This window comes from Candidatus Allofournierella excrementavium (genome assembly GCF_048526665.1).
GTDB lineage: Bacteria > Bacillota > Clostridia > Oscillospirales > Ruminococcaceae > Allofournierella_A > Allofournierella_A excrementavium.
The window spans coordinates 22,280-46,178 of record NZ_DBGFPE010000001.1 but is presented as its reverse complement, the minus strand read 5'-3'; the positions used below and the strand labels follow the sequence as shown (position 1 = coordinate 46,178).

Genomic DNA, 23,899 nt, shown 5'->3' with positions numbered 1-23,899 from the left:
GCGGCCGCCATTCAAAGCCATAAGGAGGACCGAAATGATTCGAGAGATATGCAAAGACGTGCTGTTTCTGGCGCGAAAAGCCGAGCCCGCCACCCCCGGCGACCTGCCGGTGGCCGCCGATCTGCTGGAGACGCTGGAGGCCCATGCCGACGGCTGTGTGGGCATGGCCGCCAACATGATCGGTGTGGCAAAGCGCATCATCGCCTTTGACGACGAGGGGGTCTACCGGGTGCTGTTCAACCCGGAGATCGTAAAGAAAAGCGGCCCCTATGAGGCCGAAGAGGGCTGCCTGTCCCTGACCGGCACCCGCAAGACAAAGCGCTGGAAGACCATCAAGGTGAGATACCAGGACGAGCAGTTCCGCCAGCGGTTCAAGACCTGGACCGGCTGGTCCGCCCAGATCATCCAGCATGAGATCGACCACTGCGAGGGGATCATCATATGAAAAAATGCAGGACCACCGTCATGCGCATCACCCGGTACGAGGACCTGATGGCGCGCTACGAAAACCCCATCGAGCACGCCTGCGAGATGCAGGAGGGCCAGGTGTTCATCGCCAACGGCTGGCAGAAGCCGAAAGGCTTTTGCCCCAGCGCCTGGGACACCCTCTCCCCCTTTGTGCTGGCCCTGAGCCACGGCGCGGAGGATTTCTATGACGGCTGGATGAAAAACCCCCGCTCCGCCATGCTCTCCTGCAACGACGGATTCCGTCCGGTGAGTTTTCTTGTAGAGGCGCTGGACGAGGACGCGGACTAAAGGAGGAAACGCCATGTTTGAAAACAAAGTCGCCGTCGTGACCGGCGGCGCGAAGGGCATCGGCAAAGCCATTGCCCGGGAATTCCGCAAAGCCGGGGCCGAGGTGTGCGTCATCGACCTTCTGCCGAATGATTATTTTGTGGGCGATCTGGCCGACCGGGCGGTGCTGGAGGAGTTTGCCCGCAAGGTCATCGCGGACCACGGCCATGTGGACTATCTCATCAACAACGCCCTGCCCCTGATGAAGGGCATCGGCGAGTGCATCTATGAGGAATTCAACTATGCTCTGCGGGTGGGGGTGACCGCCCCCTTCTACCTGACCAAGCTGTTCGCGCCCCATTTTGCGCCGGGGGCGGCGGTGGTGAACATCTCCTCCTCCCGGGACCGGATGAGCCAGCCCCAGACCGAGAGCTACACCGCGGCCAAAGGCGGCATCTCGGCGCTGACCCACGCCCTGGCGGTGAGCCTTGCGGGCAGAGTGCGGGTGAACAGCATCTCCCCGGGCTGGATCGAGACCGGCGACGCGGTATGGGCCGGCCCGGACGCTGCTCAGCAGCCCGCCGGGCGGGTGGCACCCCGCTGGACATCGCCAGCATGGTGCTGTTCCTCTGCTCGGACAAGGCGGGCTTCATCACCGGCGAAAACATCTGCATCGACGGCGGCATGACCCGCCAGATGATCTACCACAACGACTTCGGCTGGACGCTGCAAGGAGGGAACGAAGAATGAAAACGGCGATTTGCTATCTTTCCTGCCACCATGGCAACACCCGCAAGGTGGTGGAGGCTATGGCCCAGGCGGGCGGCGCCGACCTCATCGACGTGCGCACCCGGCAGGCGGTGCGGCTGGAAGAATACGACCGCATCGGCTTTGCCTCCGGCATCTACGGCTTTGAGATGCACAAGGCGGTGGCCTCCTTCGCCCGGCAGTATCTGCCCGCGGGCAAGCCGGTGTTCTTCGTCTACACCTACGGCGGCGCAAAGGGCACCGGCGCGAAGGCGCTGGCCCGGATCGCCGCAGAAAAAAGCTGCCCGGTGCTGGGCGAATTCAGCTGCAAGGGCTACGACACCTTCGGCCCCTTCAAACTGGTGGGCGGCCTCGCCAAGGGCCGCCCCAACGAGAAGGACCTGGAGAAGGCGCGGGCGTTTTACCGGGGACTTGAGACGACGTGACGCAGGGGGAAAAGATGGACTGGAGATTTGAGACCGCCGGCCCCACCGGGGAGTGCAAAGCCTTTGGTGTGAACCTTTTCAAATACCCCTGGCGGGACTGCAGGGAGACCGCCATCGTCACCGACCCCCGCCACGGCGCGGAGAAGGTGTTCCATGTTTATGAGGTGGAAATCGACGGCGTCGTCCGCCGCTTTGCCGGCGGGGAGTTTTCAAACGGCGTGTTCGGGGTGTATCTGCCGGCGGACTGAGTTTTTCCCAAGGTCAAAGCCACAAGGATTTTGCCGGCGGGGTCAATGCCCCGGTCGTGTTCCGGTCCAACGCGGCAAGGCCAAAAAAGGCCCCTGGAACTATGCGTGCATCAAATGCACCTTGTTCGTTTCTATCCATCCGCGGCCATGCCCTGCAATGCTGCCTGTCACTATAGCTGAACAAACGGCTTGTGTTGAACGATTGCGAGGTGAGATAATGCTGCAGAACAGCCCGGCGGAAACAAATGCGTATATAGCGCGGCGAGGACGCTTTGTGTATCAGCTCTTCCTCTGTCTTGGCTTCTGGAGCATGGCCAGGAGAAAAATCGATGGAACACTGTTGCTTGTGATCGTTGTGATTTTCTTCATTTCCAGAAAGCGCGACAAAGTGGTGGTCGGTATAATGGGTGGCGCCGCCTTAGCCGTGGATATTCTGTTGGCGGTGGTCCCCTTCCCCGCTCCGCTTTTTCGAGCGCTCCTGATTCTTTTTAGAGCAGCGCTTGAGGTTGGCATATGGTGGAAATTGGTCGAAGTACTGATTCCAAGCGCGGACAGGCATGCAAGATTCTGGAGTATTTTATGGGTCGTCTGGAGCATTTGCAACCTCTATATCGCGTGAATACAGTGCGGTTTCCTGTTGAAAGAAAACTCTGTCCCCTCACTTGCAGAAATGTCGCAATTCGATCACTGCATTTTCGTGGTATATTTCATACTATCTACGTTCGGCGCACCGATATTCCTATATGATCGCTATGCGTTATGGCGCTATTTGCGGTCATATGATTTGAACGGGGAAGGAAAAGAAAAATGAGTTTCGACAAATCGTTTGCAAACAACGAGAGGCTTGTTTTTTACCCGAAGTTTTTTAGACGGTTTTTTGGCTTACTTCCGGTGGCATCTATACTGATTGGCTATGGCTTTTTCGCTGAGTTCATGATGGCAAGAGGCGGTGATTATTACGTTGGCGCAAAGAGGGGGCACGGATATGTAATTGCTGTGCTTTTCGCGATGTTGTCGATATACTTCTTGATATTCCTCTTGAACCAAAAACTTACGATCGATCAAACAGCTGTTTGCATTGAGCCGATTTTTGGAGAAATCCCTTCCTTGGCCAAACCGCCCGAACGGTATGAATGGGAAAAAATCGCGCTGATCAAGCAGAATCGCCGATTTTTCCGAGGCTATGATTTTTACACAGCCGCAGGCGAACACTATGGAACGATTTCATACAGCAGCTGGCGGCACTCAAAGAAATTGCAGTCGCTCATCATAGAGCATGTACTTGCACATGGGGGACGATTTGAAGTGGAGCCGCCCCGCCCGCATGTACCTCTCACAAAGCGCGTGTCTGCGGCCATTCCAAAGGTTGTGGAAGCCATAAAAGCCCAGTTTATGCCCCGTTAAACACATGGAAGGAGTCCCCATGAATATTCGCGAAGACCGCCGGCCGACCCTCGCTTCCTGGCCCAAGCGGATGTACGATTGGAGCGAGGTGCCCGCCCCCTTCCGGGCCGCGCTGGCGGACTGGAACGCCGCGGGCATGCCGCCGGGGAACATCACCCTCATCCCCCGCATCCATCAGTACTCCGGCGCGCCGGAATATGTCACCGCCTGGTTCGGCGGCGAGGTCTGCCTCCAGCGCATGGCCGGCGGCAGACTGGATGTGGGGCGCATCCGGCCCGGCGATGTGGCGCAGGTCGGTTATTCCGTCCAGCTGATAAAATGCACGGTCACCGTCCGGCTCAAAGACGGCGGCCGGACCGGCTTTTCCTACAACAAGACAAAAGAGGACCAGCTCTACCCTGTCCTCAGCCTCCTGCTGGGCCAGCCCGCCGACCGCCGACCGCCCCTGCGGCATCCCGACTCCCCCGCTTTTGCACAGCTTTTGCAGGAGAGCTATGCCATGTACTACACCTCTCTCCTGGCCTATCGCTTCGGCGGCCAGGTCCTGGACCATATCTTCCTGCGGGGCAAAAACCGCAGTCTGCTTTACCTCCTCCAGCGCCGGCCGGACCCCGAATGCTTCTGCGCCATGACGGACGCCGGACCGGTGTGCATCCTCACCGACTTTTACGGCACCTCCGTTCTCTATCTGCCGAACTCCTCTTCCTGTTCTCTTCGGGTCAAGCCCCTGCCCCGCGGCAAGGGCAGCGGCCTTTATCTGCGCACCCCGGAGGATGAGGAACGGCTGTATTTTTACCTTCTCCCGGGGCAGGAAGACCCGGCGGACGCCTTTGTTCGCCGCTGGTTCTCCCAGCCGGCGGAAGAGGGCTGAACGCGGACGCACGCCCCACCCTTTCCGGCATCACAAAAGCCCGCAGGGCCCTTGTTCGCAGGGCTCTGCGGGCTTTCTTGTTTTTCTTGGGGCGCGCTTTACGCCGCGGCTGCCGGCGGCCTGCCCTGCATGCGGTAGAGCTGCACCGCCACGAGAACGGTCGCCGCTTCGGAGAAGGGCATGGTCAGCCAGATGCCGTTTTCCTCCAGCAGCAGCGGCAGCACCGCGATGAACACCACCACCAGCACCAGGCTGCGCAGCAGCGAGATGACCGCGCTGGTCAGCCCGTTGCCCAGGGCGGTGAAGTAGCCCGAGAGGAACACGTTGAAGCCGATGAACACGAACACCGGGCTGAACAGCCGGAGGGCCTGCCAGGTGATGTCGAACACGTTGCCGCTCTGCACGAAGAGGTGGATGATGGCTTGGCCTCCCAGCAGCGACGCGGCCAGGATGAGCGCCGCCGTGACGGCGATGGTGCGGAAGCTGTAACGCAGCATCTCCCGAATTTTGTCCGGGTTTTGCGCGCCCACGTTGTAGCTCACCACCGGAGCCACCGCCACCGCGATACCCATGTAGAAGGAGATGAAGAAGTAGTAGATGTACATGATGATGGTCACGGCGGCCACCCCGTCCTCGCCGAAGTATTTCATCACCATCAGGTTGAACAGCAGGGTGGTGATGCCGGTGGAGAACTCGGTGAACATCTCGCTGCTGCCGTTGGTGCAGGATTTGAGCAGCACCTTTGCGTCCGCCTTGGGGCGGGCGAAGCGGATGTTGCCGAACCGCAGAAAGTAGACGAGCCCGATGAGGGCGCTGGCCGTGATGGAGAGGGTGGTGCCCCAGGCCGCGCCCAGCGTGCCCAGGCCGAACACGCCCACAAAGAGATAGTCCAGCCCCACGTTCAGCACCAGACCCGCCACCGACATGGCAAGCCCCACCTTGGAGTTGCCGTCGCTGCGCACCAGATACTCAAAGAACAGCTTGAACGCCATGGGCACCGTGCCCAGAAACACCACCAGCGCATAGGGCAGCACGTGGGGCATCAGCCGCTCGCTGCTGCCCAGCAGCACCGCGATGGGGCGCAGAAAGGCCACGCCCAGGGTGGTGAACGCCACCGAAAAGGCCAGCAGCACCAGGCACATGAAGCTGAAAATGCGGTTTGCCTGCTCCATCTCGCCGCGGCCCAGGTGCTCGCCGATGATGGCGCCCGCCCCGGTGGCCAGCATCACCGCAACGCCGAAGGTGACGCAGGTGATGGGGATGACGATGTTGATGCCCGCCAGCGCGTCCGAACCCGCATAGCGGGAGACGAAAAAGCCGTCGATGGTGGTGTAGAACAACAGAAAGATCATGGTCAGAACGCTGGGCAGCAGGCTTTTCAGATACTGCCCGTAGCTCATCGGCCTTGAAAACGCTTGGATCACGATATAACCTCCATGATGCCGGGGTCCCCTGGGGCTATAATAAAGGATATAGTAACTATAATGTCAAGGAGGCTGTATGGAAAATCTTTTTTCGGTCGGCGAACTTGCGAAGTACCAGAACATCTCCAAGCAGACCCTGATCTTTTACGACAAGATCGGCCTGTTCCGCCCGGCCTGGGTGGACCCGGACAACGGCTACCGCTATTACAGCGCCGCCCAGCTGGATTTTCTGGACACCATCCTCATCATGAAGAAGATAGGCTTCTCGCTGAAAGAAATTCAGGAGCACATGAAGCACTACACCATTGACAGCAGTCTGGTGCTTCTGCGCAGCCAGCTGACCCGCATCGACCAGCAGATCGCCGAGCTGAATCTCATCCGCAGCCGGCTGGCCCACCGCTGCGACCAGATGGAGCGCGCAAACTCCTTCCGCCGGCAGCGCGCGGCGGTGCATGTGGGGCAGACGAAGGGCCAGTATATCCTCTACGAGCCGGTGCAGCCCCCTTTCAGCCCCCGGGAGATAAGCATCGCCACCAAAAAGTGCTTTGCCGCCTCCTTTGAAAAGCAGCTGCCCATCTTCTTCCAGTGCGGCGTGTCGGTACCGCTGGAGCGGGTGCGCCGGGGCGATTTCATCCAGGCGTCGCTGGCGTTCCTGCTCACCGAGAACACCCCGCTGGCCAGCAACATCCGCCAGCTGCCCGCCGGGCGGTGCGTCAGTTTGTACCACTTCGGCGACTACGCCTCCATGGGCCGCTCCTATCAGGAGCTGCTGCGCTTCTGCGACGAAAACGGGCTGGAGATCATCTCCGACTCCTATGAGTTCTGCATCAACGACTACCTTTCGTCCTACGACGAGAACGAGTATATCACCAAAATCATGTTCTACATCCGCTGACCCCTTTTGCCCTGCCCTTTGCGGCGGGGCAAAATTTTTTTGTGGATTTCACTTGACAAAGTCAAATAACAATGTATACTTGACCATGTCAAGTGACGAAAGGAGTGGGAACAATGTTTGACACACTGGCTTATCATTCCTCGGTGTTCTACCGGGATTTCACCGCCTACACCAGCGAGAAGCTGGAAAAACTGGGCCTGCACTTCGGCCTGCTGTTCTTTCTTATCTATGTGGGCAAGCACCCGGGCACCACGCCTTCGGACCTGACCGAGGAGCTGCATCTGGACTGGGGCCACTCCCAGCGGTGCATCACCAAGCTGGTGGAGAACGGTTTCCTCACCAAGGAGAAGGCAGGCCGCCGCTACCAGCTGGACCTGACCGAAAAGGGCCGGGAGGCCTTTGCCATCAGCCATCAGGTGTTCTTCGACTGGGACGAAAAGCGGCTGGCCGTCCTCACCGAAGAGGAGCGGCAGACCCTGTTCGCCCTGCTGCGCAAGCTGACCCCGGGCCGGGAGGTCCCGCGCCATGTATGAGGCCATCGGGCAGCCGCTGGAGCTGGGTGGCCTGCGGCTGAAAAACCGCATCGTGTTCGCCCCCACCACCCTGGGCCTTGCGGAACCGCAGCAGGAGGAACTGCTGCGGCGCATCGCCGCCGGGGGCTGCGCCCTGGCCTGGGTGGGCGACGTGCCGGTGGGCAAAAAGGGCTTCGGCAGCCTGTTTTCGAAGAAAGGGTTTGAGCACTACCGGCGGCTCACCGGCGCGCTGCACAGCGAGGGGTGCCTCGCGGGGGCGCAGCTGCATCAGTCGGATTCGGACCTGGGGGCGATGGTGAAATACCTGCCCGCCCTGCTGGCCCGGCGCATCAGCCCGGACGGGCTGCGGCAAAAGCTGAACGACGCGGCCGGTCCCTACATCACCGGCCTGCCCGCCGAAAAGGTGAAGCGCATCACCGCCGCCTTCGGCGACGCGGCCGCCCAGGCCCGCCGGGCGGGCTTCGACCTGGTGCAGGTGCACGGCGACAGGATGTGCGGCAGCTTCGCCTCCTCCCTGTTCAACCGGCGCACCGACGCTTACGGTGGCAGCCTGGAAAACCGCCTGCGCTTTGCCCGGGAGGCAGTGGAGGCGGTGCGGGCCAGCCAGCCGGACCTGCCCATCGACTTCAAGCTGGTGGTGCGGCTGGAAAACTACGGCCGGGCGGGCCTTCTGCCCGACGAGCTGGCGGTGGCCGTGCCGATGCTGGAAGCCGCGGGCGTGACCAGCTTCCATGTGACGCTGGCGAACCACAGCGCCCTGACGGACACCATCCCTCCGGCGAACCACCCGGACTTTGGGGAGGAAGGCTGCTTTTTGTTCCTGTGCGACATGGTGCGGCAGTACACCCGTCTGCCGGTGTGCGGCGTGGGCGGGCTGACCGACCCGGACTTCGTGGAGCGGCAGCTGGCCGAAGGCCGCATCGACTGCGCCGCCATGAGCCGCCAGCTCATCGCCGACCCCGACTGGCCCAACAAGGTGCTCGGCGGCCGTGCCGCCGAGGTGCGCCGCTGCGTGCGGTGCAACAAAGGCTGCCTGGGCGGCCTGATGGAGCACAAGGGCGCTCACTGCATTTTTGAAGGAGGCAACAGAAAATGAGTTATGCCATCGTTTATTCCAGCCGCACCGGCAACACCGAACTGCTTGCCCGTGCCATTCAAAGCGCTCTGCCCGCGGAGGACTGCCTTTACTTCGGCGGCCCCGACGCGGCGGCGCTGGCGGCCGACCGGCTGTACGTCGGCTTCTGGACCGACAAGGGCAGCTGCGACGAAGCGCTGGCGGCTTTTCTCGCCACCGTGGAGCACAAGGAAGTGTTCCTGTTCGGCACCGCCGGGTTCGGCAGCCAGCCCGCCTATTTCCAGGCGGTGCTGAAGCGTGTGCAGGCGAACCTGGGCCAGGGTTGCACCCTGGTGGGCAGCTACATGTGCCAGGGCAAGATGCCCCAGGCGGTGCGCCGGCGCTACGAGGCGATGCTGGCCGCCCCGGACCACGCCCCCAATCTGGAGGCCATGATCGAGAACTTCGACCATGCCCTCTCCCACCCCGACACGGCGGACCTGGACGGACTGACCAAAGCCGTTCTGGCCGCCGGGCGGGAATAAACATCAACATTGAATTTTCAGGAGGATACGAACATGAAGAAATCTGCCAAGATCTGGCTGTGGGTCGCTCTGGTGCTCTGCGTGTGCACCACCGGACTGAATCTCTCCGAAGGCCGCTGGCTGTCGGTGGCCATCGCCGTCGTCTCCATCATCGGCCTGTGCGTGCTGCTGTTCGGCCAGCGCAAGGCCGGCTATATTGTGATGTGCGTGTGCGCCGTGGGCTCCTTCGTGGTGGGCGTGACCCAGAACATGGGCGAACTGGGCGCCGCGCTGGCCATCGTGATGTCCCTCATCGGCTCCGCGCTGGTGCCCGTCATCACCGGCCTGTTCATCAAGAGTCAGTGGAAGGAACTGAAATAAGGGCCGCTTCCCGCCGCCTCTCCCCTTTTTCGGGGAGGGGCGCTTTTTTGTTTTTCCGGGCATTTGCCAAGCGGAGACGAATGCGGTATACTCATTTTGTATCCGACAAAATTCAGCGCAAAGCGCAAGGCGGTGGAACATGAAAAAGCTCACGATGCGGCAGCTGCTGGCGGTGGCCAGCATGCTGTTCGGTATGTTTTTCGGCGCGGGGAACCTGATCTTCCCCGCCTCCATGGGCCAGCTGGCGGGCAGCAGCGTGTGGCTGGCCAGCGCCGGCCTGCTCATCACCGGCGTGGGCCTGCCGCTGCTGGGGGTGGCCGCCCTGGGCGTCAGCCGGGCGGACGGCCTGCTGGAGCTGAGCAGCCGGGTGGGCCGCCGCTACGGCCTGTTCTTCACCTGTGTGCTGTATCTCACCATCGGGCCGCTGTTCGCCATCCCCCGCTGCGCCACCGTCTCCTACACGGTGGGCGTGCAGCAGCTGCTGCCGGGGGCGGACCAGCGTCTGGCGCTGGCGCTCTTCTCTTTTGTGTTTTTCGGCGCGGTGCTGTTTTTCTCGCTGCGGCCGGGCGAACTGCTCACCTGGATCGGCAAGGTGCTCAACCCGCTGTTTCTGTGCTTTCTGGCGGTGCTGGTGGTGCGGGCGCTCGTCTCGCCCCTGGGCGCGGTGAGCGCCGCGGCCCCCATGGGCGCCTATGAGACGGACGCCTTTGCCGCCGGTTTTCTGGAGGGCTACAACACCATGGACGCGCTGGCGGGGCTTGCCTTCGGCATCATCGTGGTGGACGCCATCCGCCGGCTGGGGGTCACCGAGCCCGGCCAGGTGGCCAAAAGCACCGTGGGCGCGGGGGTGTTCAGCGCGCTGCTGATGGGTCTCATCTACGTTCTGGTGGCGGTGATGGCCGCCCAGAGCCGCGGGCTTTTCGAACCCGCGGCCAACGGCGGCGGGGCCCTGGCCCAGATCGCCCAGCACTATTTCGGCAGCGCGGGCGCGCTCATTCTGGCGGCCACGGTCACGGTGGCCTGCCTCAAGACCGCGGTGGGGCTGGTGACCAGCTGCGGCGAGACCTTTGTGCAGATGTTCCCCCGCGGGCCCCGCTACCCGGTGTGGGCTGTGGGCTTCTGCCTGTTCAGCTTCGCCATTGCCAACCTGGGGTTGGACGCCATTCTGGCCTGGACCGCCCCGGTGCTGATGTTCCTCTATCCCTTGTCCATCGTGCTCATCCTGCTGACGCTGTTCGGCCGCCTGTTCGGCAGCCACCGCACCGTGCTGGCCTGGACGGTGGGCTTCACCATCCCGGCGGCGGTGCTGGACCTGGTCTGCGCGCTGCCCAAAGGTTCGGCGGCGGCACGGCTGCTGGCCCCGGTGGCGGGCCTTGCCCAGTGGCTGCCCCTGGCGGACAAGGGCTTCGGCTGGGTGGTGCCCGCGCTGGCGGGCCTTCTGGTGGGCCTTGTGCTGGCAAAACGGCCCCGGCGCGCAGCCTGAGACAAACAAAAAACTTCCCGGTGGGACCCACCGGGAAGTTTTTTGTTATGTCAGCTTTCCGCCTGCTGCGTATAGCCGGAGGCAGGGCGGCCGCCCTCGATGTCGGTGACGCCCCGGCCGGTGTTGGGCTCGAACTGTGACCAGACCGCGTCGCAGAAAAAGACCGCCGCCACCACGCTGCACACCGTTACCAGAAGTTTCCGGTCCACACGGGCGAGGGCCGCGTCCAGCAGCGGGGCCACCATGTACACCACCGCAAGGCCCCCCCACGCCGAACACCAGCAGGCCCTCGGCGCAGATGCGCCCGTTCAGGTTGAGGAAATAGCCGCTGTAATCCCACCACAGGGTGCCGCCGGTGGCCAGTTCCAGCACCAGCGACGTCATGTATTCCAGCGTGCCGCACAGCAGGATGGTGGCCAGAAATTCCAGCCCCGGCCGGCCCCGCAGCCGGTAGAGCACCGTGAGCATGAGCACCGCGCCGGTGCCGTAGATGGGCAGCCAGGGCCCGTGGAGCACGCCCCGGTTCACCAGCTCGCCGGTGGACACCAGATGCAGGCCCACCTCCCACAGCCAGCCGAAGACCGAGAGGCTCAAAAAGATGGCCAGCAGCGACCAGACGGAATAGCGCCGCATGTAGTTCAGCGACTCCACCAGCTTCTGGCGCTCCTCTTCCGGCAGGGGGTAGAGCCGCACGGGATAGGCCGTGCCCTCCACGTCGTCCATCAGCGCGAACAGTCGCACCCGGTCCGCCCGCCGGGCCTCGGCCACCCGGTCCTGCTCCCGGGGGAACAGCAGCACGCCGAAGTCGTCCGCCAGCACGCCCCGCCAGCCGGAAAGGCTGTGCTGCTCGCCGTCGGGGGTGTTCATCACCCGGATGACGTCGCTGTATTTTTTGGCGATGGCGTCGGCGGGCGCTTTTTCATAGAGATAGTCGTCGTCCAAAAGCTTCGCGTCCTGCAGGCCGTTCTGGATGGCCAGGGCCCGCAGCCGGGCGTAGTAGCGGGCGAAGCAGGCCATTTTATAGGGATTGGTGAACAGCACGTCGCTCACCCCCAGGGTGAGGATGCCCAGCACGTCCCACCCGATGAAGGACAGCTCGAACACAAAGCACTCCCACTTGTGGCCCCGCATCATCCGGCGGGAGAGGCCGATGGCCTGCCGGGCGGTCATGTCCGGGTTTTCCGCCACGATGTAGGGCACCAGGAAGTAGGAATAGTGCTTCACCACGCCCCCCACCACCGTGAGGCACCACAGCAGATACAGCACGTATCTCACGCACATGGTCCAGGCGGCCCGCCGCCAGCGGCGCACCCGGATGAGGAACAAAAACCGCTGGGGGGTCACCCGGTCGTAGAGCATGCCCTCCAGAAAGACCCGGCGCATCACCACCGGGAACACGTTCTGGATGAAGAACCAGAACACCGCCAGACCCAGCGCGAACACCACCACCAGCAGCGCCACGCCCCCGCTCTCCGAGCCGGTGATGGAGGCGGCCGCCGCCACCGACGTGACCACGATGGAGCCGGAGGTGATCTGGTTGACCACCTCCGACAGCACGCCCCGGGTGCGCCCAAAGGCCGGGTCCCCCTTCTGGGCGGCCTCCACCGCCGCCTGCTGGGCCCGGTCCGCCGCGTCCCGCCCGGCCTGCAGGTCGTTCTGCGCGATGGTGGCCAGGATGCCCTCCCAGGAGTTTTCCGTCACCTGGGTCTTGGGCACGCTGCTCTGGCCGGTCACCCCCAGGCTCCGCGCCGAGGAAAAGCCCAGCGCGCCGGAAAACTCCGAGCCCAGAAAGGCTGCGATCAGGCAGGCGGCCACAAAGATGAACCAGTGCCTTTTCAGGCAGGTCTTTGCCTGGCTTTTGATTTTCTTTCTCTCTTTCATTGCCGCAGCGCGGGGCCGAAAGACGCCCGCTCTCCTCCCCTTCAGAGTCGTATAGACAGTATATGAAATGCCGCGCCAAAAGGCAAGCGCCCCCCGCCGGGGCCCGCCAGAAAAACGGCCGCCCGGCAAACGCCCCTTCCTTTTTTTAAAAGAGGTATGGACAGCGGCGGAAAGCATGGTACAATAAACTTCTTGGCAGGAATCATTCTTAAATGCGGCCCGGCGCGGATGTCCCGCGTCAGAACATAAAAAGGAGAACCCTCATGCGAACTTTGCTGAAGACTCTCTGCGTCACGCTGGCCCTGGCGCTGGCGGCGCTGGCCCTGCCGGCGGGCGCCTTCGCCCTCGGGCAGGACGTGGACATCAATGAAACGAATTTCCCCGACCAAATCTTTCGCGGCTGGCTGCTGGACAAAGGCAACCTGAACGGCATGGGCGCCGACGGCGTGCTCACCAGCGGGGAACTGGCACAGATCACCGTGCTGGACCTCTCCGGCCTGGGCATCGGTGACCTGACCGGCATCAGCCATTTCACCGCGCTGGAACGGCTGAACGTGAACAACAACCGGCTCACCAGCCTGGATGTGAGCAAAAACACCCGGCTGACCTCGCTGTACTGCGCCACCAACGCCCTGGAACACCTGGACGTGACCGGCTGCCCGGAACTGGTGGACCTGAACTGCGAGCGCAACAGGCTCACCGAGCTGAACCTTGCCTGCAACCCGAAGCTGGTGCAGCTCTACTGCCGCCACAACTCCCTCACCCAACTGGACGTGAGCCGCAACCTGGAGCTGGTGTTCATCGAGACCTTCGACAACAGCCACACCAGCTTTGACTGCTCCATGCTGAAAAAGCTGGAATTCCTGCACATCGACTACAACAAGCTCACCACCCTGAACATGAGCGGCAACCCGGCGCTGAAGGACAGCGGCTTCGTGGCGGCCAACAACCATCTGGACACTCTGGTCCTGCCCAACATCCCCGACTTCACGGTGGACGCGGAGGTGTTCTACGAGCAGAACCCCCGCACCGGCTACGACACCGTGGAGTGGTATCTGGACTCCTCCTTCACCCGCCCGGTGCATCCGGAGGACCAGCTGCCCGCCAACGGCCAGACCGTCTATGCCCGGTGGGTGCCCAACCCCTACACCGTGTATTACCGGGCCAACGGCGGCCAGGGCAGCATGGAGCCCCAGTCCGCCGTCTACGGCGCGTCCTTTGCCCTGACCCCCAACGCCTTCACCCGCACCGGCCACACCTTTGACCACTGGTCCACCTACAGCGACGGCGTGGGCGGCCGGGACTTTGAAAACGGCGCCACCGTGGAAAATCTGGCGGGCGAGAACGGCAGCCGCACCGCGGTGTACCTCTACGCCCAGTGGCGGCCCAACGCCTACACCATCCACTTTGCCCCGGGCGGCGGCGAGGGCTCCATGGACGACATCCCCGCCACCTACGGCCAGAGCGTGACCCTGCCCGACAGCACCTTCACCAACGCGGAAGGGGTGTTCCTGGACTGGGCACAGAGCGCCGATGCGGAGCAGCCGGAGTATTTCGCCGGCCAGTCGGTGCAGAACCTCACCGCCGAGGACGGCGGCAGCGTGACCCTTTACCCTGTGTGGAAGCCCCTTTCCGCCATCAAGGAAAGCTTTCAGGAGGGCCTGAACGCCCTGAAAGGCAGCTACTCCGCCGCCAACTACTACGATGAGGACTGGGCCCGCATCGAAAGCGCCTACACCACCGCCCACGACAGCATCGAAGCGGCCACTGTGGACCAGCTGGACCTCATGCAGCAGGCCCTGAACGACGCGGCCCAGGCCATGAGCGCCGTGCCCACCCGCGCCGCCCGGGCCGAGGAACTGGCCCAGCACTGGACCGCGCAGTTCGCCCCCATCCTCGGCAAGCTGAACGCCCCGGTGAGCATGGCAGACCGGGGTGACCGTCAGGCGGATGTGGGCGCAGCCCTGCGCGGCTCCGCCGCAAACGAACTGGCCGCCCAAAGCCAGCTTTCCGATTCTGCCAGCGCCCTGGCCGCCGCAAACGAAGCCCGCGCCCTGCTGGAAAGCCAGCTGGGCCGGCTGCAGGCCATGGAGAGTGCCCTGGGCTGGATGGGGCAGGCCGAGGACTGGTACAACAAGCCCATGAGCGAGGCCACCTCCGGCACCGTGGACGAGCTTGCCGCGCTGGAGCAGAGCCTGAGCGAGCTGGACGCTGACGCCCGCTTCTTCTGCGACCCGGCCGCGGTGGATTCCATCTCGGAAAAAGCCCATCTCGCCCGGGAGAAGGCGACTGCCCTGAGCGAACTGGACGCGGAATATGCCCGCCTCACCCAGTGGGACTACACCGAGCAGAACCGTCAGCTTCTGGACGACACCGCCGCCGCCCTGCGCCGTGAGATCGAGGCCGCCGAGGCCGCCGGGATGCCCGGCGCTCTGCTGGTGGCCGGCAAGGCGCAGCTGGAGCAGGTGGACCCCATCCCCAAGGCTCCCGCCGTGACCGCCTGGCCCACCGCCGCGCCCCTCACCAAGGGGCAGGCGCTGAAAACCAGCGCCCTCACCGGCGGCAAGGCGAACGTGCCCGGCACCTTCGCCTGGAAGGAGCCGGACGCCCGGCCCCAGGTCAGCGGTAGCTTCGCCGTGGTGTTTACCCCGGCGGACGCACGCCGCTACACCGCCGTGGAGCAGCAGGTGCAGCTGACCGTGAAGGAACAGCCTGCCCCCACCGCGGCACCCGGCTCTGACCCGGCTCCCGCGCCCACGGCCACGCCGGCCCCGGCGGCCACCCCGGCGGCTACCCCCGCCCCGGTGAAGCCCACCGCCACGCCGGCTCCCACGGCCACCCCCGCGCCTTCGGCCACGCCGGCCCCCTCCGCCTCGCCCGCGCCTTCGGCCACCCCGGCCGCCAGCGCCGCGCCGGAGAGCCCCGCTTCCGACGCCGATGAGCCCGCCTCCACGGGCGGCGCGCTGCCCGGTTTTGCCCTGCCCCTGCTGGTGCTGGGCGCGGCCGCGGTGATCGCCGCCGTGGTGCTGGTGGTGCGCGCGCGCCGCCGGTCCTGAATCCTGAACGCTGAATAAAGCAGGCCCCCTGCCGCACATTGCGGAAGGGGGCCTGTTCTTTGTTTTTGCCGCCGCTCAGTCGCCCAGGTACGCCCCGGTGCGCCTTGTCAGCTGGATGTAGTGCTTGTAGAGGATGCCGAACCGCCGCACATAGCCGGGCCGCCAGGGCTTGGACTTGCCGCAGAAGTGCAGGATGCCGGTGTTGCGCATCACCCAGTCCATGTCGCACACGCCGCCGCTGCGCAGCAGATAGGTGTTGTAGTTGCGGGCGTCGTAGTTCCAGAGGGTGTCGTCCAGTTCCAGGGTCCTGTCGCCGTAGAGGGCGTTGAGGATGTCCTGGTCCGGCAGCAGCAGCGCCTTGCCCTTCTCCTCGGCATAGCGGAAGATGTCCTGGGGGCGCACCTGCGCCCGGGCGGCGTTCAGGTCGATGAGCAGCACGCCGGAATTGAAGTATTTGCAGTCGGTGCCCAGGCGCACCTGGTTGATGTTGTTCATCAGGCCGGTCTTGCCGGTGTGGGAGGCGGCAGCGAACAGCCTGCCCTCCAGCGGCGTTTCCCACAAGGGCCGCAGGGAGTTGAGCACCAGAATGTCCGGGTCGATGTAGAGCACCCGGTCCAGCTCCCCGGGCAAAAAGCACCCCGCCAGCAGCCGGTAATACATCTCCTGGGGATACTGCCGGGTCACGGGGGCCGCGTCGAACACCGAGCGGTCCACCGTCAGGCAGCGCAGGGTCATGCCCAGCCGCCCGCACTGGCGCTCCACCGTTTCCAGCGCGGCGGGCCTGATGCCGCTGTGCAGCAGCCACACCGTCAGCGCCTCGTCCGGGTGGGCGGTGCGCAGCGAGGTCAAAAGCACCTGCAGCGGCGGCAGATATTTTTCATTGAGGGTCACAAGAATGTTGATCTCGTTCATTTTGCTTGGTCCTCCTGTGGGCGGTTTGCCGTCCTTTTCTTATAGTACTCCATTTTTGCCGCCGTTTCCACCACCCAATCAAAACTCTATGCCTGCCCCGCACCGTTCATGCGGCCGTCCGCCGAATTTTGCCGTCAACTTGCACAATTTTGTTTATATAAGTTTATTTTTGCTCATTTTTGCAATATATGCTGCAATTTGTTTTGGGAATGTTGCTTTTCCCGCCAAGATAAAAACAAGGAGGGTCTTTTCCATGAGCAAGACAAAGGTCGCCCTGCTGGGCACCGGCTTCATCGCCAATATCCACGCCGAGAGCTACGCCCGTTTCGTCCACGACGCAGAGGTCGTGGCGGTCTATGGCCGTGACAAGGCGCACGCCGAAGCCTTCGCCGCCGCCCACAGCATCCCCGCCGCCTACGGCGACATCGACGAACTGCTGGCCGCCGAGCAGGTGGACGTGGTGGACATCTGCCTGCCCAACTACCTGCATCACGAAGCCTGCCTGAAGGCCGCCGGCGCGAACAAGCACGTCATCATCGAAAAGCCCCTGGCCCTGACGCTGGAGCAGGCGGACGAAATGATCGAGGCCTGCCGCAGCCGTGGCCTGAAGCTGATGTACGCCGAGGAGCTGTGCTTCGCCCCCAAATACGAGCGGGTGCGCGCCCTGGTGGAAGCGGGCGCGGTGGGCGACGTGTACATGCTCAAGCAGGCCGAAAAGCACAGCGGCCCCCACAGCCGCTGGTTCTATCAGAAAGAGACCGCCGGCGGCGGCGTGATGATGGACATGGGCTGCCATGCCCTGGCCTGGTTCCGCTGGATGAACAAGAACAACCCCGTCAAGAGCGTCTACGCCGACATGAAGACCGTGCTGCACAAAGAGACCACCGACTGCGACGACAACACCGTCACCCTGGTGGAGTTTGAGAACGGCGTGACCTGCATCGCCGAGGACAGCTGGGCCAAGCACGGCGGCATGGACGACCGCATCGAGGTCTACGGCACCAAGGGCGTTTCCTACGCCGACCTGTTCCGGGGCAACTCCGCGCTGACCTACAGCACCGACGGCTACGACTACGCCAGCGAGAAGGCGGGCAGCTCCCAGGGCTGGACCTTCACCATCTTTGAGGAGGCCTTCAACCAGGGCTATCCCCAGGAGCTGAGCCACTTCATCCGCTGCGTGCGGGAGGACGAGACCCCCTGCGTCACCGGCGAGGACGGCCGCGCCGTGCTGGAGATCATCTATGCCGCCTACGCCTCCGCCAAGAGCGGCGCGAAGGTCAACCTGCCTTTTGAGCCCAAGGGCCTGAAGTACCCCATCGAACTGCTGCTGGGGGAATAAGGCCGAGATGAAGAAACTGGTTTTTGACACGGCGGAACTGGCCGCCGATCACGCCGCCGACACGGTGGCCGCGCTGCTGGCCCAAAAACCCGACGCGGTGCTCTGCCTTGCGGCGGGGCACACCTCCCTGCCGGTGTTCGAGGCATTCTTCCGCCATGGGCTGGACTTCTCCCACGCCCGCTTCGTCGGCCTGGACGAGTGGGTGGGCGTCGGCCCCGAGGTGGAGGGCAGCTGCGCCTCCTTTCTGGAGCGGAATTTCTTTTCCAAGGCGAACGTGCGGAGTGAGAACATCCGCCTGTTCAACGCCCTCGCCCGGGACCTTGACGCCGAGTGCGCCGCCGTGGAGCTGCAGCTCGAGGACTGGGGCGGCATCGACTACCTGCTGCTGGGCATGGGCATGAACGGGCATCTGGCGCTGAACGAGCCGGGCGACTCCTTCGAGCACACCGCCCACGTGGCGGAGCTGTCCGAGACCACCAAGACGGTGGCCCCGAAGTATTTTGCCGCGGACATGCCGCCCCTGCGCCAGGGCATCACCCTGGGCGTGGCCGACTTTCTGCGGGCGCGCCGGGTACAGCTGACGGTGTTCGGCGCGGCCAAGGCGCCGGTGGTGGCCCGCCTGCTGGAACTTGGCCCCACCACCGACCTGCCGGCCACCGCGCTCCACCTTCTGCCCGAGGTCGAGCTGCTGCTGGACGCGGCCGCCGCCGGGGCCTGAGGCTTTTTCCCGCGCTTTGAAACAGCGCAGACAAGACATTTCCCTGCCGGGCATCTCCCTTCCCGGCTGTTCTCCGGCAGAGCGGCGCCGCCTTCGGGCGGCGCCGCTTTTCTTTTGGTTGCGCGGCTTTGGGCGGCAAATTATAATATTTTCAAAGGGATGTGTAACGAAACGGCCTGTTCGGGCCACAAATGGGGTGAAAGGGGGCGGGCGGCATGGGCACACCGCTGGAAGAACTGTTCAGCGCCTTTCACCGGGATGTTTACACCTATCTTTTCAGCCTGTGCCGCGACGCCGCCCTGGCGGAGGACCTGACGGGCGAGACCTTTCTGGAGGCGGTGCGCTCCTTCGGGGCCTTCCGGGGCGAGGCGGACTGCAAGACCTGGCTGTTCACCATCGCCCGCCGCCGGTGGTTCGCCTGGCTGAAAAAGAAAAAGCGCCGCCCGGAGACCGAGGCGCTGAGCGAATTTCTGGAGTGCGGTGAGCCGGGGCCCGCGGCCCGGGCGGACGCGGCTGAGCTCTTCGGCCGGGTGCGGGCGCTGCTGGCCGCCGAGCCGCCCCGGTCGCAGAAGATAGCGTCCATGCGTCTGGAGGGATACTCCTTTTACGAGATAGGCCTTGCCTGCGGCGTGAGCGAGTCCTCCGCCCGGGTCATTGATTTTCGGGTGAAAAAGCGCATCCGCGCCGCGCTGGAACAGGAGGGATACTATGAACGGTGACATCGGCTGCGAAATCTGCAAGGACCTTCTGCCCCTGGTGGAGGACGGTGTGGCCAGCGAGGCCAGCCGCGCCGCCGTGGCCGCCCATCTGGAGCGCTGCCCGGACTGCCGCGCCCTGGCCGCCGGGGCCGTGCCGCCGCCCCCTGCCCCGGACGGCGACGCCCTTCTGCGGCGGGTGCGCCGCACCCTGCGGGGCTTTGCTCTGGTGGTGCTGCTGGCCGGGGCCCTGTTCGGCATGGGGCTTTCCGGCAGCATGAACATGTTCTACAACAGTCTGCTGATGCCCGCCATGGGCGCGGCGGCCTATTACGTCTGGCGCTGGAAGGCGGCGGCGGTGCTGCCGCCCCTGCTGGCGGGCATGAGCCTCGTCTGCTGGGCGCTGTGCTGGGGCTGGGGCGTGGAGGCCGCGCCCCTGCCGGGCTATCTCATCTGGGCCGCCATCTACTGCGTTCTGGCGCTGGTGGGGGTGGCCATCGCGGGGCTGTTCCACTTCGCGCTGAAAAAGGAGGGCTGACGCCATGAAAAAACGCATCCTCAAACTGACGGCCTTCGCCGCCGCCCTGGCTCTGCTGGCGGGGGTGCTGTGGTTCTCGAACGGCTTGCTGGGCAACCCGGTGTCCAAATTTCTGGCTGCCCGCGCCGCCCGGGAGTATCTTGCCGGCCAGTACCCCGGCGCGGATTATCAAGTGGAGTCGGTGAATTACAGCTTCAAATTCGGCGGCTACACCGCCGCCGTCGTCTCCCCCACCAGCATCGACAGCCACTTCACCCTGGGCCTTTCCATGGCCGGGCGCATTTTGTGGGACGGCTACCACTCGGTGGAGAGCGGCTGGAACACCTGGGAGCGGCTGAACGGCGAATACCGCGCCCTGGTGGACACGGTGCTGGACGACCCGGACTTTGGCTACAACGTGTTCATCGGCTTTGGCGACCTTTGGATGGAACATGAGTACGGCGAGCCCTGGCCGCCCTACATCCTTTACAGCGATCTGGAGCTGGACGGCGACTACGACATTCGCCAGCTGGGCAAAGCCTGCGGGCGGCTGACCCTGTATGTGCGGCAGGACGAGGTGAGCGTGGAAGAGGCGGCTCAAATTCTTTTGGATACCCGCCGGGCGATGGACGAAGCGAACGTGCCTTTTTATTGCATCGACTTCGTGCTGGAACACCCCCTCACCGAGGACGGGCGCCTGCCCGAGGGGGATGTGCGGCTGCGGTACTTTGCCTGTGAAGACATCCGGGAGGAGGGCCTTGTGGAGCGGGTGGAGGCGGCGGACGCCGAGGCCAAGGCCTACTACGCCGCCCTGGACGAGGAAAAGGCGGCCGGAGGGAATTTACAATAAGTTTACTTCTCTTCGCCGGCCTCTGCCTTGATTTGGGCGGGGTTTTCGGGTATGCTGTATGATAAGCATATTTTTTGAAGAAAGGCGGGAATCATTTGGCTTCTCCGTTTCAGTTCAACTCCGACAATCCCTTCGGCAGCATGTTCGGCTTTCAGATGGGCGGCATGGGCGGCCCCGGCGGCTCCCCCGGCGGCCAGCCCCGCCGCGCCCCCCGCAAGCCCCGGCGCGCTTTGGTGAAAAGCCCGGTGGCGCGGGTGCTGGTGAACCTGCTGGTGACGCTGGCCTTCGGCCTTGTTTATTTTTATCTGGAGCTGCCGGCGCTGAACCTCCAGGCGAGGGAGTTCTATGTTTTCGTCTTTTTGCTCTGCGCGGTCTACTGCGCCAGCGCCATCTTCACCTCCGGCTTTGAGAGCGGCGACGCAAAGGGCTACTTCACCTTTGTGAAAAAGCAGTGCACCCTGCCCTTCTTTGTGGTGGTGGGTCTGGCGGTGGTGGTGCTGGTGGGCTCGCTGCTCTCCTGGGAGGTGCTCCGCGCCGGCAGCTATTCCAAGCTGCTCACGGTCAAGACCGGCGACTTTGCCAGCGAGGTGGACGAGATCCGCTACGACCAGATCCCCATGCTGGACGCCGACAGCGCCCAGCGGCTGGGCAGCCGCAAGCTGGGCGAACTGGCGGACATGGTGAGCCAGTTTGAGATCCTGCCCACCTACACCCAGATCAACTACCAGGGCCGCCCGGTGCGGGTGACCAGCCTTGCCTACGGCGACATCATCAAGTGGTTCACCAACCGCTCCGAGGGCCTGCCCGCCTACCTCATCATCGACATGGTGACCCAGGAGGCGGAGGTGGTGCGCCTGGACGAGGGCATGAAGTACACCACCGCCGAGCACTTCGGCCGCAACCTCTACCGCCATCTGCGGTTCCACTTCCCCACCATGATGTTCGCCCAGCCGGTGTTTGAGATCGACGATGAAGGCACCCCCTACTGGGTGTGCAGCCGGGTGGTCAAGACCATCGGCCTGTTCGGCGGCACCGACATCCAGGGCGCGGTGCTGGTGAACGCCATCACCGGCGAAAGCACCTATTACGCCTATGAGGACGTGCCCAGCTGGGTGGACCGGGTGTATGCCTCCGACCTCATCATGCAGCAGTACGATTACTACGGCCTGTATCAGAACGGCTTTTTAAACTCCATCTTCGGCCAGCGGGACGTGACCCAGACCACCGAGGGCTATAACTACATCGCCATCAACGACGACGTGTATATGTACACCGGCGTGACCTCGGTCACCAGCGACCAGTCCAACATCGGCTTCCTTTTGAGCAACCAGCGCACCAAGGAGACCTTCTTCTACCCGGTGGCGGGCGCCACCGAGGCTTCGGCCCAGGCCTCCGCCCAGAGCCAGGTGCAGCAGATGCGCTATGTGGCCACCTTCCCCCTGCTTTTGAACATCGCCGACCAGCCCACCTACTTCATGTCTTTGAAGGGCGACGACGGCCTTGTGAAGATGTACGCCATGGTGAACGTGCAGCAGTATCAGATCGTGGAGACCGGCCAGACGGTGGCGGACTGCGAAGCCAACTACCGCCGTGCCCTGGCGGAGAACGGCCTCATCGCGGGCGGCGAGGCCGAGGTGCCCGATGCGGAGCACAGCGAGGCCACCGGCGTGCTGGCGGAGATCCGCACCGCCGTGATGGACGGCAACAGCTACTACTTCCTGCGCCTTGAGGGCCAGGACGTGTTCTACACCGTCAGCGCCGCCGACAGCCCCATCGCCGTCATCCTGAACGTGGGCGACGAGGTCACCATCACCTACGCCCCCGGCGAAGAGGGCAGCATCCTCTCCGGCACGTCGGTGGAGCGTACCGCCGCCGGCACCAGCCCGGCGCAGCCCGCCGGCGGGGGCGAAACCGGCGGCGAGGCCCCCGGGCAGGAAGATGCCCCCAGGCAGGAAGAGACCGCCCAGCCGGCCGAGGCCCCCGCCGCCTGAGGGCGCGGGCGCAGGGCCGCCGCGCAAACACAGCAAAAAAGCCGCTTCGGGAAATTCCCGAAGCGGCTTTTCTCTTGCCAAAAACGTTACCGGGCCTTCCAGGCGGCCAGGGCGGCCTCGATGACCTTGTCCATGTCGTAATACTTGTACTCGCCCAGCCGGCCGCCGAAGAGCACCTTTTCCTCGCCCTCGGCCAGCGCCTTGTACTGCTGGTACAGCGCGCCGTTGGCCTCGTCGTTCACGGGGTAGTAGGGTTCGTCCCCCACCTTCCATTCGGCGCTGTACTCCCGGCTGATGACCGTCTTGGGCTGGGTGCCGAACTCGAAGTGCTTGTGCTCGATGATGCGGGTGTAGGGGGTGTCCGCGTCGGTGTAGTTCACCACCGCGTTGCCCTGGTAGTTCTCCATGTCCAGGGTCTCGGTCTCGAACCGCACGCTGCGGTAGGCCAGCGCCCCCAGCTTGTAGCCGAAGTAGGCGTCGATGGGGCCGGTGTAGACCACCTTGTCGGCCACAGCGTCCCAGGCGGCCTTGTCCGCCAGATAATCAACGCCCAGCTTTACTTCCGCACCTTCCAGCATCTTCTCCACCATGGCGGTGTAGCCGCCCACGGGGATGCCCTGGTAGAGGGCGTTGAAGTAGTTGTTGTCGTAGACAAAGCGCACCGGCAGCCGCTTGATGATGAAGGCGGGCAGTTCGGTGCAGGGGCGGCCCCACTGCTTTTCGGTGTAGTGCTTGACCAGCTTCTCGTAGATGTCGGTGCCCACCAGATTGATGGCCTGCTCCTCCAGGTTTTTGGGCTCGGCCACATAGTGGGCGGCCCGCTGGCGCTCGATCTCGGCCTGGGCCTCGGCGGGGGTGATGACCCCCCACATCTTGTTGAAGGTGTTCATGTTGAAGGGCAGGTTGTAAATTTCGCCCTTGTAGTTGGCCACCGGGCTGTTGGTGTAGCGGTTGAAGGTGGCGAACCGGTTCACGTAGTTCCACACCTCGTCGTTGTTGGTGTGGAAGATGTGCGCGCCGTAGCGGTGCACCTGGATGCCCTCCACCGCCTCGGTGTAGATGTTGCCGGCGATGTGGTCCCGCTTTTCAATGACCAGGCAGGTCTTGCCCGCCTCCATGGCCTTCTGGGCGAACACCGCGCCGTAAAGGCCCGCGCCCACGATGAGATAGTCGTAGTGCTTGTTCATCCTGCTCC

24 protein-coding genes and 1 pseudogene are annotated in these 23,899 nt (G+C 63.8%); 21 read left to right on the top strand and 4 right to left on the bottom strand.

The genetic code is table 11. From position 1 onward, the window contains the following. Positions 1-34 precede the first annotated feature (34 nt). From ACMI1Q_RS00215 to ACMI1Q_RS00180, 8 genes and pseudogenes are all read left to right on the top strand, one after another. The gene (locus tag ACMI1Q_RS00215) at positions 35-445 is read left to right on the top strand and encodes a peptide deformylase (protein ID WP_419502384.1); all 411 of its coding nucleotides are present in this window, start codon (positions 35-37) and stop codon (positions 443-445) included. Then, a complete protein-coding gene (locus ACMI1Q_RS00210) occupies positions 442-756 on the top strand; it encodes a TIGR04076 family protein (protein WP_419502383.1) in 315 nt (104 codons plus the stop codon). The genes ACMI1Q_RS00215 and ACMI1Q_RS00210 overlap by 4 nt, the downstream gene beginning before the upstream one ends. A gap of 13 nt (positions 757-769) precedes the next feature. Further along, positions 770-1,485, top strand: a pseudogene (locus ACMI1Q_RS00205) (SDR family NAD(P)-dependent oxidoreductase). Next, positions 1,482-1,928 carry a flavodoxin family protein gene (locus ACMI1Q_RS00200; protein ID WP_419502382.1) on the top strand — a complete coding sequence of 149 codons (447 nt, stop codon included), beginning with the start codon at positions 1,482-1,484 and terminating at the stop codon, positions 1,926-1,928. The pseudogene ACMI1Q_RS00205 and the gene ACMI1Q_RS00200 overlap by 4 nt, the downstream one beginning before the upstream one ends. Before the next feature lie 14 nt (positions 1,929-1,942). Next, complete coding sequence (locus tag ACMI1Q_RS00195) at positions 1,943-2,176, top strand: hypothetical protein (protein ID WP_177521858.1); 234 nt, start codon at positions 1,943-1,945, stop codon at positions 2,174-2,176. Positions 2,177-2,393: 217 nt separating this feature from the next. Next, positions 2,394-2,795 carry a hypothetical protein gene (locus ACMI1Q_RS00190; RefSeq protein WP_419502381.1) on the top strand — a complete coding sequence of 134 codons (402 nt, stop codon included), beginning with the start codon at positions 2,394-2,396 and terminating at the stop codon, positions 2,793-2,795. A gap of 188 nt (positions 2,796-2,983) precedes the next feature. Next, positions 2,984-3,580 carry a hypothetical protein gene (locus ACMI1Q_RS00185; protein WP_419502380.1) on the top strand — a complete coding sequence of 199 codons (597 nt, stop codon included), beginning with the start codon at positions 2,984-2,986 and terminating at the stop codon, positions 3,578-3,580. Positions 3,581-3,599: 19 nt separating this feature from the next. Continuing rightward, positions 3,600-4,451: a hypothetical protein gene (locus ACMI1Q_RS00180; protein WP_419502379.1), complete on the top strand. Its 852-nt coding sequence runs from the start codon at positions 3,600-3,602 to the stop codon at positions 4,449-4,451. Between the two features lie 98 nt (positions 4,452-4,549). Here ACMI1Q_RS00180 and ACMI1Q_RS00175 read toward each other — a convergent pair whose 3' ends face one another. After that, a complete protein-coding gene (locus ACMI1Q_RS00175; protein WP_419502378.1) occupies positions 4,550-5,875 on the bottom strand; it encodes an MATE family efflux transporter in 1,326 nt (441 codons plus the stop codon). 76 nt (positions 5,876-5,951) lie between these two features. Here ACMI1Q_RS00175 and ACMI1Q_RS00170 point away from each other — a divergent pair, with 76 nt between their 5' ends. The 6 genes from ACMI1Q_RS00170 (at position 5,952) to brnQ (ending at position 10,745) form a co-directional block, all read left to right on the top strand. Further along, on the top strand, positions 5,952-6,770 hold the full coding sequence (locus ACMI1Q_RS00170) for a MerR family transcriptional regulator (RefSeq protein WP_419502377.1): 819 nt from the start codon (positions 5,952-5,954) through the stop codon (positions 6,768-6,770). A 113-nt stretch (positions 6,771-6,883) separates the two neighbouring features. Further along, entirely contained in the window at positions 6,884-7,303 is a 420-nt protein-coding gene (gene bilQ, locus ACMI1Q_RS00165; RefSeq protein ID WP_419502376.1) for a bilirubin utilization transcriptional regulator BilQ, read from the top strand. Beyond that, a complete protein-coding gene (gene bilR / locus ACMI1Q_RS00160; RefSeq protein ID WP_419502375.1) occupies positions 7,296-8,399 on the top strand; it encodes a bilirubin reductase in 1,104 nt (367 codons plus the stop codon). The genes bilQ and bilR overlap by 8 nt, the downstream gene beginning before the upstream one ends. Next, positions 8,396-8,902 carry a flavodoxin family protein BilS gene (gene bilS, locus ACMI1Q_RS00155; protein WP_419502374.1) on the top strand — a complete coding sequence of 169 codons (507 nt, stop codon included), beginning with the start codon at positions 8,396-8,398 and terminating at the stop codon, positions 8,900-8,902. The genes bilR and bilS overlap by 4 nt, the downstream gene beginning before the upstream one ends. Positions 8,903-8,935: 33 nt before the next feature. Then, on the top strand, positions 8,936-9,262 hold the full coding sequence (locus ACMI1Q_RS00150; protein WP_177522199.1) for a hypothetical protein: 327 nt from the start codon (positions 8,936-8,938) through the stop codon (positions 9,260-9,262). Positions 9,263-9,401: 139 nt separating this feature from the next. Next, positions 9,402-10,745: a branched-chain amino acid transport system II carrier protein gene (brnQ, locus tag ACMI1Q_RS00145; RefSeq protein WP_419502373.1), complete on the top strand. Its 1,344-nt coding sequence runs from the start codon at positions 9,402-9,404 to the stop codon at positions 10,743-10,745. A 45-nt stretch (positions 10,746-10,790) separates the two neighbouring features. On the opposite strand, the gene ACMI1Q_RS00140 is transcribed toward brnQ, so the two are convergent. Further along, complete coding sequence (locus ACMI1Q_RS00140) at positions 10,791-12,626, bottom strand: DUF975 family protein (protein WP_419502372.1); 1,836 nt, start codon at positions 12,624-12,626, stop codon at positions 10,791-10,793. A gap of 263 nt (positions 12,627-12,889) precedes the next feature. Here ACMI1Q_RS00140 and ACMI1Q_RS00135 point away from each other — a divergent pair, with 263 nt between their 5' ends. Beyond that, positions 12,890-15,682 (top strand): InlB B-repeat-containing protein, encoded by a 2,793-nt coding sequence (locus ACMI1Q_RS00135; RefSeq protein WP_419502371.1) that lies wholly within the window; start codon positions 12,890-12,892, stop codon positions 15,680-15,682. 75 nt (positions 15,683-15,757) lie between these two features. On the opposite strand, the gene ACMI1Q_RS00130 is transcribed toward ACMI1Q_RS00135, so the two are convergent. Then, entirely contained in the window at positions 15,758-16,594 is an 837-nt protein-coding gene (locus ACMI1Q_RS00130) for a glycosyltransferase family 8 protein (RefSeq protein ID WP_419502370.1), read from the bottom strand. Between the two features lie 253 nt (positions 16,595-16,847). On the opposite strand from ACMI1Q_RS00130, the gene ACMI1Q_RS00125 reads away from it, so the two are divergent. The 6 genes from ACMI1Q_RS00125 (at position 16,848) to ACMI1Q_RS00100 (ending at position 22,704) form a co-directional block, all read left to right on the top strand. After that, positions 16,848-17,933 carry a Gfo/Idh/MocA family protein gene (locus ACMI1Q_RS00125; RefSeq protein ID WP_419502369.1) on the top strand — a complete coding sequence of 362 codons (1,086 nt, stop codon included), beginning with the start codon at positions 16,848-16,850 and terminating at the stop codon, positions 17,931-17,933. Positions 17,934-17,940: 7 nt separating this feature from the next. Then, positions 17,941-18,651 carry a 6-phosphogluconolactonase gene (locus ACMI1Q_RS00120; protein ID WP_419502368.1) on the top strand — a complete coding sequence of 237 codons (711 nt, stop codon included), beginning with the start codon at positions 17,941-17,943 and terminating at the stop codon, positions 18,649-18,651. A 215-nt stretch (positions 18,652-18,866) separates the two neighbouring features. After that, positions 18,867-19,370 carry an RNA polymerase sigma factor gene (locus ACMI1Q_RS00115; RefSeq protein ID WP_419502367.1) on the top strand — a complete coding sequence of 168 codons (504 nt, stop codon included), beginning with the start codon at positions 18,867-18,869 and terminating at the stop codon, positions 19,368-19,370. After that, positions 19,360-19,884: a zf-HC2 domain-containing protein gene (locus ACMI1Q_RS00110; protein WP_419502366.1), complete on the top strand. Its 525-nt coding sequence runs from the start codon at positions 19,360-19,362 to the stop codon at positions 19,882-19,884. The genes ACMI1Q_RS00115 and ACMI1Q_RS00110 overlap by 11 nt, the downstream gene beginning before the upstream one ends. Before the next feature lie 4 nt (positions 19,885-19,888). Beyond that, positions 19,889-20,713: a hypothetical protein gene (locus ACMI1Q_RS00105; protein ID WP_419502365.1), complete on the top strand. Its 825-nt coding sequence runs from the start codon at positions 19,889-19,891 to the stop codon at positions 20,711-20,713. Positions 20,714-20,808: 95 nt separating this feature from the next. After that, entirely contained in the window at positions 20,809-22,704 is a 1,896-nt protein-coding gene (locus ACMI1Q_RS00100) for a CvpA family protein (protein ID WP_419502364.1), read from the top strand. An 86-nt stretch (positions 22,705-22,790) separates the two neighbouring features. On the opposite strand, the gene glf is transcribed toward ACMI1Q_RS00100, so the two are convergent. Then, entirely contained in the window at positions 22,791-23,891 is a 1,101-nt protein-coding gene (gene glf / locus ACMI1Q_RS00095; protein WP_419502363.1) for a UDP-galactopyranose mutase, read from the bottom strand. Positions 23,892-23,899: the final 8 nt, after the last annotated feature.